We start from the raw sequence: 12,878 nt of genomic DNA, 5'->3' as shown, positions 1-12,878 counted from the left end.
ATTCCTCCCTAGAATGTGTGGTCACTTGCAGGGCAGTACTACTCTTTTACTGCCCCAATGACGATACCTTTAACGAAAAAGCGTTGCAAGAATGGATATATGACCAAGATCGGCAATGCCCCGATGAAAATCTGTGCTGCGCGAACCGTACGCTGGGAAACATTCTCCAGCATGGATGGGTCCACATTGATTTTACTGAGGTCTTGTTGCACGATAATGGTTTGTAGCAAGGAAGCCAGCGGGTAATTTTTGACATCGGACATATAGATCATGCCGTCGAACCAAGAGTTCCACTGACCTACCATGGTAAACAAGGACAAGGTTGCAATCGCTGGCATGGACAGCGGTATATATACAAGCGCCAGCGTTTTAATGTGACCTGCTCCATCCAGATAAGCCGCTTCCTCCAGCTCTTTAGGCAGACCGCGGAAGAAGTTCATCATCAGAATGACATTCCACACGGACAGTGCACCTGGAAGCACCAGTGCCCAGATCGTATCCATCAAACCCAGCTTTTGGATCAGAATATAACTCGGAATCAAACCTCCGCTGAACAAAATCGTAAATACAAAGAACCAGGTGTAGATCGAGCGGCCTTTGAAATTGAGATCTTCCTTCGACAGCGGGAATGCGGTAAGTAACATAATCACCATACCGATCACCGTTGCAATGACTGTTCGTTTAACCGAAACTAACAAGGAATTAATGAAATTTGAATTGCCGAACGTTTTGACATAGGCATCTGTCGTAAAGCCAATCGGCCAGAAGCCGACCAGATTGGCTGAAGCCGGTGCCATGCTGCTGAACGAAACGGCCAAAATATGAATGATAGGCAGAATGCAAAGCAGTGATAATACGCCCAGAAAAATATAGTTTGCAACGCTGAATATTCGATAGCCTTTTGTTTTGTAATACAAGCCCTTTTCTCCTCTCTACTAAAACACGCGGTAATTCGCCAATTTGTAAGCCATGCGATATGAGATAACGATCAGAATGGTTGCCACGACCGATTTGAACAATCCTACAGCCGTTGCAAAGCTCATTTTGCCGTTCAAGATACCAAGACGGTATACGAAGGTATCGATGATATCTCCTTTGTCATAAACGAGCGGATTGTACAGGTTGAATACCTGATCGAATCCTGCATTCAAAATGTTTCCGATGGAGAGTGTCATGAGTACGATCGTAATCGGCATCAGGGCAGGAATCGTAATGTGCAACGTTTGTTTGAAACGGTTGGCGCCGTCCACCTCCGCCGCTTCGTACAGTGCAGGGTTAATACCGGACAGAGAAGCCAGGAATACAATCGTGCCGAAGCCAAACTCTTTCCATACATCACTAACAATCAGTGTTATCCGAAACCATGTTCCATCCCCCAGGAAAAAGATCGGATCTCCCCCAAGTGCAACCACCAGTTTGTTCACCATGCCGCCCTGCGGTGAAAGAATATCAAGCAATATTCCGCCCAGAATTACCCATGATAGAAAGTGCGGCAGATATACAAGTGTTTGACTAACCCTTTTAAAGGCATTTAAACGAACTTCGTTCAACAAAATCGCGAACAGAAATGGAGCAACTAAACCCGCGATAATTTTGAAAAATGCAATCACCAGTGTATTCCAGATGACCTGGCCTACATCCGGGTATAAAAATAAATACTTAAAATTATCCCAACCTACCCATTTGGATTCGGTAAATCCGAGGTACGGTTTAAAATCCTGGAAAGCAATCACAATTCCGCCCATTGGTATGTACTGAAATACAATTGCCAGCAAAACCGCTGGTACGAGCATCAAATGCAAGGACCAATTCCGTTGCATGTTCCAGCGCTGTCTTGCCTTGATGGCACGCCCCTTGCGAGGCGTTTCTAACGTATGTTCCTTCACCCCTACATCCCCCATGTTCTAAAAATTTGTATTTTACAAGTGGATATGAACTTGTATATTAAAATTATAGCAACGGTTATTAGCAATCTATATCCTAATATTGCAACAACGATAACAATATTTTAATGAGTTGAGGAGGCCACGCATTGTTCGCTCGTCTGAATGTCTTTACCAAAATTACACTGTTATTTGTAGCATTGCTTGTCCTGGTTTTATTCCTGTACACCTATTCGAACCGGGAAAGTGTACGGGTGATTGAACACGAAATTCAGAACAATACTATGAATCATTTGTCCACTTTTGCCGACTCTGTAGAATCCAATATTTACCAACTATCTCTCTATGGGATGTCCATTGGGCAAGATTCCAGCATACAGGAATATCAGCGCCCGGATTACAAAGATGTGCCTTATGAACGGGTCAAAGTTGGAAGTGCCATTCTTGAAAAAATGAATCTGTATAATGCAGCCAGCAAATGGCATTCCACCATCACCCTTTATTTTCCAAGGTTGCAAAAAGTCATTTCCACGGATTATTATGCTTATATCCCGTATTCGGAGGATGAATTTTCCAAGCCGCTTTCAAAATCATGGGCATATAAACATAATCAATTTGAGTGGTACACAACAGATCCAACGTCAGCAATGGTCACTCCCGGGAAGTCCAGACTGATTACAAAGATCAGCTTTCCGGTTCATCATTTGATCAGTATGCTGAATCAGAACAAATTGAATAACAAAGGTGACCCTTTTATGTTTCATCCCGAGTTTGGCTTAATTAGCAACAGCAGTGGAAATGGCACATTGACTGAGATTCAGTCCAAGCTGAAAGAGATGCCTTTACAAGGGAAAGGTGGATTCACCACGACGCTTGACCGCACAGAATACTATGTATCGTACATCCAGTCAGGAAGTCTGGGATGGTACTATGTTGACTACGTGCCTATGCAGCAAATTCTGGGCCCGATCACAAATAGCCGCAATCTTTTTTACGCTTCAATCGCCGTTCTGATTGCCATGAGTGTTGTTGTGTTGTATGTGCTGTATCGTAGTGTGCAGCTTCCTTTGCTTCAGCTCGTGAAGGGAACGAACCGTTTGTCTACTGGAGATTTTTCCGTTCGGTTACAACATTCATCTCGTAATGAATTCAGTTTATTGTTTGCACGATTTAACATCATGGCGCAACGAATTCAGGAGTTGATTGAGAACGTATACGAAGAGCAACTCCGAAGACGTGAAGCAACGTTGAAGCAGCTACAATCGCAAATTAATCCGCACTTCCTTTACAATTGCCTCTTCTACATCAAAAATATGGCAAGGATGAAAAATGAGAAAGCCGTTGTGGCGATGGCCCTTAATTTAGGCGAGTATTATCGATACATCACCAGATCCGAGAATGATCAGGCCACCATCAAAGAAGAGTTGAACATGGTGAAAAATTACTTGGAAATCCAGGCACTCCGGCTGGAACGCATGCATTTTACCATCGACGTACCGGACGATATGTCGCATAAAACGTTACCTCGTTTAAGTTTACAACCCATCGTTGAGAACGCTATCATTCATGGCATTGAACCTCGTACCGAAGACGGTCATATCAACATAACAGGGTATCATACGGATGAAATGTGTACGATCACCGTCGAGGACAGCGGGCTGGGTATGACGGAGACTCAGATGCAAGAGTTGGTCGATAATCTGAACAAACCGCTCGATGGCAACATGGGATGCGGAACCTGGAATGTTCATCAGCGTTTGTCTTTTTTGTATGGTGAAGATGCGGGTCTAAGCTATGAACATACGTCTGGCGGAGGCGTTAAAGTAAGTATTACATGGTACAACAATATCAATGAGTAGGTGAAGTACATGTTACAAATTTTGTTAGTTGATGATGAACGTTCGGTTGTAGAAACGCTGGCGGAAACCATTCCGTGGGAAAGCTGCGGGATCGGCACTGTACACGAAGCCTTGTCAGGTGCCGTAGCACTGGAAATTATGGAGAATCATGATATTGATATCGTCATCACTGATATTCGCATGCCGGAGATGTCCGGTATTGAGTTGATCACGGCAATTCACGAAAAATGGTCACATGTGCAGACCATTTTACTCTCGGGGTTTGCCGACTTCGAATATGCCAAACAAGCGATGGCTCAGGAAAGCTTTGATTATTTGTTGAAGCCTGTAAGCGATGAGGATCTGATCGAAACCGTACAGCGGCTTGTTGACCGGATCAAGCAAAAATGGGAAGCTGCCGCCTCCTATCAACGTGCCTTACATGCATTCCAGGATAACTTGCCGTTGTTGCAATCTACAATGCTCCATGAATTGCTGACAGGCAAAACCTATTCTCCCTCCGCACTCGCGGACAAGCTGGAATTACTGAATCTGCCCTATTCGGTTGGCGAGGAACTGGGCATGCTGGTCATTCGGATGGAAGAGCATCTATCCGAGATGGCTGACCATGATCTTTCCCTGATGCAGTACGCCATTAGCAACATTATTAGCGAGGTGACGCAGCACCATTTTCATATGTGGCATACGCGGGATGTCCATGATTATCTGGTTGTGCTGGTTAGTGTCAAAAAAAGCGGCATACATAGTGTGAGCAAAGAGGAGAAACCTCAAGCGTTGCTGGAACATTATGCTGCCCAAATTCAGACAAACGTTCAGTTATATTTAAAAGGGGCTATTTCCATCGCAGTCTCTCACTGGGGCAAGTTCCCTAATGAGATTGGAGAGATTTATGAGAGTGCCGTCAGATCCATGCGGAAGCGTATGGGACATGCTCAAGGTTTGTTTATTACGGCATCAGATGATAAGGATGTACATCCCCTCCCTGCCATCCGGTCTCTGTACAAGCCACCAACCTTAATTAGCCTTCTCGAAGCCGGTCGCTTTGACGATGTGGAACAGAAGATTGAGATCATTTTCGAGGAATTGCTCGAATCGGCGCAGCATCACGATATCGCAGAAACAACAATTGAGGTTTATCATGCTTTGGCAGGGGCCTTTGCTTACATCATCCACAAGAACGGAAAACAGATCTCTTCTGTCCTGCCTGCCGAAACGTATAAATACTTCCAGGCTCCAAGCTATGCTACCGCCCAGCAATTGAAAGACTGGTCGATCCGCACACTGCATTCCATCAGTGAGGACGCAGAACAGGAGCTTAAGGACAATCACAGCACCATCGTTCGCAGTGTCAAAAGCTTTGTGGACCTGCATCTGGCTTCCGATGTTTCTTTACCGGCTATTGCCGAACATGTCCACCTGCATCCTGTGTATCTTTCCAAAGTGTATAAGGCAGAGACTGGAGAAGCGCTGACAGCTTATGTCTATCGTTTACGGATGGAAAAAGCGGCTTATTATTTACGCTCCTCAAGCGCCAAGGTATTCGAAATTGCGGAGCTTGTCGGCTACAACAACACGGCCTATTTTATTCGGGTATTTAAAAAGTTTTACGATCTGACACCGCAGGAATATAGAGAGAATCTGCCGGTTTGAAGCATAAAGGCCTTGCTGGAATGATTTCCAGCAAGGCCTTTTATTTGTACTTTTCCACCTGCTTTAGCAACTTGGTTAGAATGAAATAACGGACAAGATCAAGTTACTTCGCTCGTACTTACTTGCCGCTAGTGACGGATTGGTACCACTCATTAACTTCCTTCGTATTTTGTTCTCCACCAGAAGAATTCCACTTTTCTACAAACGTATCAAAAGCATCGATCGAAGCTTTGCCATAGATGATTTGCGAGAACAGGTCCTTCTCCATTTTGGTTAAGATGTCGTTATTCATTTGCATTGACATCGTCGGCGCACCTGTGAACATCTGTTTTAATGCGATATCTTTTTGATCCTGAACAATCTTGGCCGCTTCCACCATTGCTTCCGGTACGCCAGATTTAAGTTTTTTCTCGAAAGGCGTTGTTGCTTCTTCACCGTTAGCGAATTTCGCAAGCGTGGCCATGTTCAGACTCGGGATACGTGCACCATCAAACGTTAATGTGTATTTCTCAGGCGCATAACCGCCTGTCACACTAGCATCCGTTGTTACTTTGCCGTCTTTCATTGCCCAGTCATATCCTTCAGCAAAGCCGTGTTCGAATTCATCTCCTGCTTTCGGATTGGCATAGTGATCAAAGAGATAGTTTTGATATGTGAAAAAGACTTCCGGGTTCTTCATATCTTTGTTAATCAGAATTACACCGTTATCGTTCGCGGTACCGCGTCTGCCTGCCTTGCCATCAGGTCCAGATGGAATCGGGTAAGCTTTGTAGTCCGCTTCCGGATTGTTTTTCTTCACATCTTCGAGCGGCCATGACGGCATCCAGTGAGGCCCGACAACAATGCCTGCTTTACCTGCCGTAAACTCTTCTGCTGCTTTGGTTTCATCATATACCCCGGCTTCTTCTGGAATGTATCCTTTTTTCATCCAGTCAGCCAGTGTTGCCAAAGCTTGTTTTGCACCAGGATTTACAGAACCGTACTCCAGTTTGCCTTCTGCGTTCAGATTCCACTGATTTGGCATCGTGCCGTAGGCTCCGAAGACCCAACCAGCATCAGACATCCATGTGCTGAGCCAGTTTTTGAATCCGATGGTCAGACCGTAGGTATCTTTTTTACCATTGCCGTCCGGGTCTTTATTCGTAAACGTTTCCATAATGACTTCAAGATCAGCCAGCGTTTCAGGTGCTTTCAAATTGAATTTCTTCATCCAATCCTCGCGAATCCACATCACTGGATCGCTATTGTAGGAGTAATCCAGAATCGGAATACCAATCCGTTTACCATCCTGCATGTACGGATACCACACGGAAGGATCTTCATTTACGGCAGCTTTCCAAGTATCACTTGCATATTGATCAAACAATTCACCAGCATCCACGAACTTGCCCGTTTCAATCAACTCGCGTGCCAGATTGAAATCGCCGCGATACGAGATAATGTCCGGCATTTCTGCATTGGAAGCCAGAGACAGGCGCAACTTCGTTTCAAACGCGTTGTTTGTGGATGGTGACACCCATTGATTTTTCAATTCAATGCCGAGCTTGTCTTTCGCCCATTTCGTGTGTACGTTATTGTCCTGATCTTCACCAGATTTGAATTTGATTTCCGGTCCCCAAGGACGCAAATAAGTAAGCTTTACGGGTGGATCATACTTCCCGTCCTTCAATTCCAGTGCAGTACTCGGTGTGCTCGGTGCAGCTTCTTTACTTGCTCCACTGTTACATCCGCTCAGAACCGCTGTAAGCGCCAACATTCCTGCCAAAGCCAAACCGCCAATCTTTCTTTTCTTGATTGTTCTCAACTTGTGTGTCCCCCTGTATGTAGTGATGTTGTCTACAGAGTCCATCATAATGAATGAACCATATGGATGCCCATACTAATATTGCAACATTTATTGTATTAATTTAGGATATTAAAAAGTGAATACGGATGTTGCATTAGTGCAACGTCTTACTTTTGTCTTCTCTTACTTATCAGGGGGCGAACACTTCCGGGAAATCACTTTGCCAGGCACCCATGCAACCAATTAAGCAAAATGTAACGCAAGTGATCACACTGCTGTCCTCATCCGTGTCGTATTCGACTGATATATTGATGCCGGATTTGCGCCAAGCCAGATAAGGGCCACTGCCGCCAAGCCAGTCACCTTGCTCATAGATATCCGGATGACCATATGCTTCAATCCATTCGTCAGGTGTCGCATTCATCGTCATCCCTTTGGGCAATTGTCCCGCAAACGGTTTTTTAATTCGATCGTCCGAACCCGGTGCAAGAAAATGAATCGCTCCAATGATCCACTCTTCCGCAGGGAGATCATCACGTCCGGTTAACGTATTGATCTTGGGAGAGCGGTACACATCAATACGCACAGATGCTTTAACAGACCAGAGGATGTCATCCTGAAAAGGACCGTCTGGCTTCGCTATTTTTTTCACACCGAAAGGTTCTAGTAAGGCTTGTATCTGCTTGGCATCATATGGTTGACCCAACAGTTCGATAAACTGCTCAGGTAATTGGTTGTTATTGGTATCGTTATTGGTATCGTTGTTGTTACTCATGTTCATGTTTTTCCACCCTCTCTATGCGGAGTTCATTTCCACCCTTTTCCCTCATCATCTTACGTTTCGTTTGTTCTGTAAAGCATGAAAATAAACATAAAAAAACAGAGGAATGCGGAAGTAATCCGCTCCTCTGTTTCATTCAGTTTATTGCGCTAGTTGTAAGTGCCCGTGAGCTTCTGTTAATTACTCGTATATTTCACCCAATCATATTCTGCATGCAGAGGATTAGCGCCATTATATGACCCAAGCCAGCTGTCCACGCCCGTTCCATTCCAGATATTCATCATAATTTTACCTGGTGTTTTTGGAATGTTGGTAGTAGCTGTATGTTTCAGCACACCGTCGACGTACCACTTAATGTGGCCTGGCTGCCAATCAAACGCATAGGTGTGAAATCCCTGGGATGCATCGAAGCCCAGATTAACGATTTTCTCATGATTGCCAACGCCGTTCGTATAATAATTGAATTGGACTTTCGTTGTGTCTTTGCCCAGGAACTCGATATCAATCTCATCCCATTGTGTGCCATGCGCAGGACCGGTATAGGTGAAGAAAGAGGATACAATCCCTGTATTTTTAGCAGGCTTCATGCTTACTTCATACAGACCATACCCGTAAGTATTCGTGGACCGATATTCTCCACAATCAAACTTGTTGTTTGAAGGACTTGTCAGACTCAACCGCAGCTTGCCATCATTCGTAAAATTAGCATTATTCGCCCGCCATGTACAGTTGAACATGGAACCGTTGGAATACCCATCCGCCTTCTGCCAGGTACTTGCATTGTGGTACGTCAGTGGTTCCCAAAACACCCACCCAGCAAAAGCACTAACCGAAATAAATAATGAAACCACACCCGATACCATTAATGTAAACCATGTCTTCCTCTTCATCATACACCTCCATTACTGATTCCAACCGGGTAAACGAATAAATGAATGAAACTTCCTTACTCTCTTAGATTCAACATGCAATGGATCGATTCAATCATTTTATAAAGCGCTTACATTGGTTGTTGTTTCCATTTTATATCCAGTACGATGGATGAACTATAGCAAAGTTTAAAGAACGCATATTCATTTTTAAATATTGCTATCCCACTTTCCCGGGCAAAATGCCAAAAGGCCCATCTTTAAGAAAAGGGCCTCGTTATTTACTACGTACGACTCGCAATCCCTGATCGGGACCAAGGCCATTCGCATCGAATTTTCCTGGATATGAAATCTCTTCTGTGTTTACGCTGCTGACCCAGCCGCCTCCCTTGCTGACTCTCCAAGTGTTATCCGGCGTTTCCGGATGTTTGTGCCAGTCCCAGCACCATTCTCTAACATTACCAGACATATCATAAATGCCTAATTCATTGGCCTTCAGCTGACCGATTGGCTTGGTTTGATTCCTATTATTTTCGATTGCAGGCCAGTTCCAGTCTCCTGTTAACGGTTTTTCTCCGGCATTCATCCAGTACCATGCTACCTCGTCGGGATTATTGCTTCCGCTATAGGTGAAATTCTGGCTTTTCTGACCTCCGCTCGCCGCGTATTCCCACTCTGCTGCAGTTGGCAGACGATATCCGTTCGCATCTTCATTAATGGTTACTGTCCATTTTATATTATCATTTCCATTTTTGTTCTCGGGATCCATCGTTTCTTTATCAATGTTGTAATACGGCTTCAAATTTTCCTTAATGCTGCGTGCGTTGCAATATTCTATTGCATCATACCAGGTCACTCGTTCAACAGGCCGGTCTTCACCTTTAAAACCAGAGGGATTGTCCCCCATAACGTCAGCCCATTGTTTCTGGGTTACTTCATATTTACCGATATAAAAGTCAGCCAGTGTGATGTCTTTGCCGCTATAGCTGGTTTTACTGCTCTTGAATGCCCCACCTTCTACCAATACAAGATCATCGCTCACAGTAGTACTGCTGCCTGTCGAACAAGCACTTAATCCAACAACAGCTACGATGAGCAGAAATACCATCCACTTTCTCATCTGGAAGTCTCCTTTAAAACGGGAATTGAGAGCAAGACAGATCCGCAGACCTGTCTTGCTTGAGTCTAGGCTTGAAAATAAAAGAGAATGGCAATTACCAAACAGTCACGTTTGAGCTACCGCTGCTTTGATATCCTTCGGTTGCCATAACTTGATAGGACCAGCTGTTACCCAGGTACATTCCTTTGCTTGCCCACGCATTTACGTGATTCTGGAACGTAATTTGGGAGTTTACGCCGATCGGACGTTTGGATTGTCTAACACTCCAGTATTGAGGGAATGTTGAATACCCATCAATGGATGGCTGATTGTATCTCATCGTTGTATAGATGTCGTACGTGCCTCCGTCACTAGTTACCGTGCCTTTGTAAGTTCCTGTAGGACGATATGTGCCCCAGTTATCCACTACATAATATTCAATAAGGGCATTACGGGTCCAGCCGTAGAACGTCAGATAACCATTGCCGGAAGGCGAGAATACGCCAGCATTGTAGTTAACTACACGATTAGGTGTTCCGTAAGTCCAACCTTTACCAACGACGAAATTCCCGGTATTTTGCCAAGTTACGCTGTAGTTCCCACCTGAACCGTTCACAGCATTAACGTACCCTCCGCCATCTGTCCAGTTCTGCCAGTAATCTGTAGCACCTGTAGTAGCGGCGAACACACCAAAACTCATGGAAGCTGCAAGAACAACAGTCAACAATTTTTTACCGAATTTGAACATAGGAAAAAACCTCCTGATATTTTTATTTTTTGTAATTCACTTACCTGAAGAGGCGCTGAGAAAAAAGATACAGATCATTTTTCCATACGGGCCAGTCGTGCCCTCCGCTTTCTTCATACCAAATATGAGGTACGCCATGCTGCTTCATATAGTCATGAACATCAACACTAATCTGAATCAGATTATCCTGATCCCCACAAGACACCCAGAGCAATGACAGAAGTGATGTCGCTTTAGCGGGGTCTGGAACGAGAACATCCGGCGCTTTCGTGTTCGGCGCTGCCGAAAAAGCACCGACCCATGCAAAATGATCCAAATTACGTAGTCCGATGTTCAAAGACTGCCCTCCACCCATGGACAAGCCGGCAATGGCTCTTTTGTCCCTCGTTTGAGCTACCGGGTAACAGGACTCCATGTACGGGATAAGATCCTGAATGAGATCGAATTCAAATTGTTCAAATGCCCGAATTTTCTCAGGATCAAACAGGTCACCTTCTGCAAGATCATTAGACATTGCGCGCCCGTTAGGACAAACAACAATCATTGGCTGGATGAGATGATCGGCATAGAGGTTGTCCAGGATGATGGCCGGAGAGCCATAAGTATGCCACTCCTTTTCATCCCCTCCAATTCCGTGCAGCAGATAGAGTACAGGATAGGTAAGCTCCGAAGAAAAGCCTGGCGGCGTATATACCATCGCTTTACGCACGTTGCCAACCGTCTTGGAATCATACTCTATCGTTTCAACTACGCCGCGTGTTATGTTATCACGATACTGGTCAAAACCAGCAGATGCTGAAGCTATCATTCGTCATACTCCCTTCACGGTTAGCAAAGTCCTCTAAACCTCAACTCAAGTTCCCGCTAATCAACGTAACCAAAACCCAGAATCGTGAACTGCTTGTCCTTCTGTCCAGGCGCCATGTCAATCTCAATAACATGTTCCCCCACTTCCTTGTTACTAAATAGAAGCATGGCATGGCAGTGAGTCCAGTTCACTTGGTGCGGATCCGCGTCTTTGACAAGTTCTCCATCCACTTTGATGTGGGCCGTTCCGAACTTATCACTGTCCGAGTCTTTAAAGATCAGGATGAGCCGGCTGCACCGCAAATGCAGCTCGAAACCTTTGTCATCTGCTGTTTCACCAGGAACATACATCCAGTTATTCGGAAAAAGCGGTGTACCATAATCATGATCGTCCATCTCGGTCATCTGTAGCTCTGTATCTGTGAGACAGAAGCTCCCTGATTCAATCCGGGCAATCTGTTCCCCGTTTTTCCGATCCAACAGTTTGACATTCACATAATCATTTCCAATAATCGGTATATCCGTTAATTCATCTTCTTTCTGATCGAGATTTGTACGATCTGTAACACCAAACAAATTCGCCAGTGCATCCGCCATGATCCGATGTCCCACATTGGTGGGATGATAAATATCATGGAAATACTGCTCTTTAGTTATAACGCCACCTTCATCTTTCGTCTTCTGAAATTGCTCTACAAGAGCATCCTTCATGCTCACCATAGGCAGATCATAATGAAAGCCCACGGGAGCGAGACGATCCTGAAGATTCCAATCATTTTTAAACACACTGAAAAGCAGGATGACCGCTGGTTCGTTACTTGAAGCAAGCGCTTTCAATACTAAGCTTTCGTAACAGTTTCCACGCGTCTCATCGTCAGCATCGTTTACCGCAAACTCGATAATGACAATGTCCGGTTGCACGTTACCATCCCGGAGCACATCCCGCTCATAACGAATGACGCCAAGTTGCGAAGGCGTCCCGCCTACACCCGCCTTGATCAGCCGTACTGCATTGCTGTCCATTGAAGCGAACATTTTTTTGAAGTGTTCATAAGAGTGGTAGGCATAACTTTGGAGATGAATCGGTGCTGCACCAGCGCCATGAGTAATCGATCCCCCAATAAAAGCAATGACAACAGGTTCACCACGTCTAGCTTTTTCGATCGCTCTCTTTAATCTGACGTTATTCCCCAAATTCAGGAGTGATCTGTCGATCATGTCAAGATAAGTCGGAGAGTTATAATCAAATTCAGCCTCAAATGATGAAACGGTAACTCCTACGGGGTCACGTGGTGCATGGGTTCCTTGATTCTCATCTACATCTCCTGAATCGCCAAGCATGTTACATCCTCACCAACCTTCCAGCAAAAATTTACACTCCGAGTATTGCCATGTG

Annotated in this window: 11 protein-coding genes; 2 read left to right on the top strand and 9 right to left on the bottom strand. The window is 44.9% G+C overall.

Translation table 11 applies throughout. The features are described 5' to 3' along the window. Window positions 1-38: 38 nt before the first annotated feature. Window positions 39-917 (bottom strand): carbohydrate ABC transporter permease, encoded by an 879-nt coding sequence (locus Q9R46_RS09585; protein WP_123063459.1) that lies wholly within the window; start codon window positions 915-917, stop codon window positions 39-41. 18 nt (window positions 918-935) lie between these two features. Next, window positions 936-1,886: an ABC transporter permease gene (locus Q9R46_RS09580; protein ID WP_397351720.1), complete on the bottom strand. Its 951-nt coding sequence runs from the start codon at window positions 1,884-1,886 to the stop codon at window positions 936-938. Between the two features lie 146 nt (window positions 1,887-2,032). Between Q9R46_RS09580 and Q9R46_RS09575 the strand changes: the two genes are divergently transcribed. Together Q9R46_RS09575 and Q9R46_RS09570 are read left to right on the top strand one after the other, a co-directional pair. Continuing rightward, window positions 2,033-3,742 carry a sensor histidine kinase gene (locus Q9R46_RS09575; RefSeq protein WP_311279836.1) on the top strand — a complete coding sequence of 570 codons (1,710 nt, stop codon included), beginning with the start codon at window positions 2,033-2,035 and terminating at the stop codon, window positions 3,740-3,742. Between the two features lie 9 nt (window positions 3,743-3,751). Then, on the top strand, window positions 3,752-5,392 hold the full coding sequence (locus Q9R46_RS09570; protein WP_311279835.1) for a response regulator: 1,641 nt from the start codon (window positions 3,752-3,754) through the stop codon (window positions 5,390-5,392). Window positions 5,393-5,510: 118 nt separating this feature from the next. On the opposite strand, the gene Q9R46_RS09565 is transcribed toward Q9R46_RS09570, so the two are convergent. The 7 genes from Q9R46_RS09565 to Q9R46_RS09535 all read right to left on the bottom strand — a co-directional run bounded on the left by Q9R46_RS09565 (window position 5,511) and on the right by Q9R46_RS09535 (window position 12,823). Beyond that, the gene (locus tag Q9R46_RS09565; RefSeq protein WP_397351762.1) at window positions 5,511-7,148 is read right to left on the bottom strand and encodes an extracellular solute-binding protein; all 1,638 of its coding nucleotides are present in this window, start codon (window positions 7,146-7,148) and stop codon (window positions 5,511-5,513) included. 220 nt (window positions 7,149-7,368) lie between these two features. Beyond that, a complete protein-coding gene (locus tag Q9R46_RS09560; RefSeq protein ID WP_311279834.1) occupies window positions 7,369-7,953 on the bottom strand; it encodes a hypothetical protein in 585 nt (194 codons plus the stop codon). Window positions 7,954-8,135: 182 nt separating this feature from the next. Then, a complete protein-coding gene (gene bglS / locus Q9R46_RS09555) occupies window positions 8,136-8,849 on the bottom strand; it encodes a beta-glucanase (RefSeq protein ID WP_145330760.1) in 714 nt (237 codons plus the stop codon). Window positions 8,850-9,105: 256 nt separating this feature from the next. After that, window positions 9,106-9,948 carry a formylglycine-generating enzyme family protein gene (locus Q9R46_RS09550; RefSeq protein WP_311279833.1) on the bottom strand — a complete coding sequence of 281 codons (843 nt, stop codon included), beginning with the start codon at window positions 9,946-9,948 and terminating at the stop codon, window positions 9,106-9,108. Window positions 9,949-10,042: 94 nt separating this feature from the next. Beyond that, window positions 10,043-10,675, bottom strand: coding sequence for a glycoside hydrolase family 11 protein (locus Q9R46_RS09545; RefSeq protein ID WP_145330756.1), 633 nt, complete (start codon window positions 10,673-10,675; stop codon window positions 10,043-10,045). Window positions 10,676-10,715: 40 nt separating this feature from the next. Beyond that, window positions 10,716-11,483, bottom strand: coding sequence for an alpha/beta hydrolase (locus Q9R46_RS09540; RefSeq protein WP_311279832.1), 768 nt, complete (start codon window positions 11,481-11,483; stop codon window positions 10,716-10,718). A gap of 56 nt (window positions 11,484-11,539) precedes the next feature. Then, on the bottom strand, window positions 11,540-12,823 hold the full coding sequence (locus tag Q9R46_RS09535) for an SGNH/GDSL hydrolase family protein (RefSeq protein ID WP_311279831.1): 1,284 nt from the start codon (window positions 12,821-12,823) through the stop codon (window positions 11,540-11,542). Window positions 12,824-12,878: the final 55 nt, after the last annotated feature.

Source organism: Paenibacillus sp. RRE4 (genome assembly GCF_031844205.1).
GTDB lineage: Bacteria > Bacillota > Bacilli > Paenibacillales > Paenibacillaceae > Paenibacillus > Paenibacillus xylanexedens_B.
This window is presented reverse-complemented; position numbering and strand designations above follow the sequence as displayed.

Coding starts and splice junctions, on each gene's coding strand:
- bglS (WP_145330760.1), bottom strand. CDS start 8,849: ATGAAGAGGAAGACATGGTTTACATTAATGGTATCGGGTGTGGTTTCA.
- Q9R46_RS09565 (WP_397351762.1), bottom strand. CDS start 7,148: ATGTTGGCGCTTACAGCGGTTCTGAGCGGATGTAACAGTGGAGCAAGT.
- Q9R46_RS09550 (WP_311279833.1), bottom strand. CDS start 9,948: ATGAGAAAGTGGATGGTATTTCTGCTCATCGTAGCTGTTGTTGGATTA.
- Q9R46_RS09545 (WP_145330756.1), bottom strand. CDS start 10,675: ATGTTCAAATTCGGTAAAAAATTGTTGACTGTTGTTCTTGCAGCTTCC.
- Q9R46_RS09540 (WP_311279832.1), bottom strand. CDS start 11,483: ATGATAGCTTCAGCATCTGCTGGTTTTGACCAGTATCGTGATAACATA.
- Q9R46_RS09560 (WP_311279834.1), bottom strand. CDS start 7,953: ATGAGTAACAACAACGATACCAATAACGATACCAATAACAACCAATTA.
- Q9R46_RS09535 (WP_311279831.1), bottom strand. CDS start 12,823: ATGCTTGGCGATTCAGGAGATGTAGATGAGAATCAAGGAACCCATGCA.
- Q9R46_RS09570 (WP_311279835.1), top strand. CDS start 3,752: ATGTTACAAATTTTGTTAGTTGATGATGAACGTTCGGTTGTAGAAACG.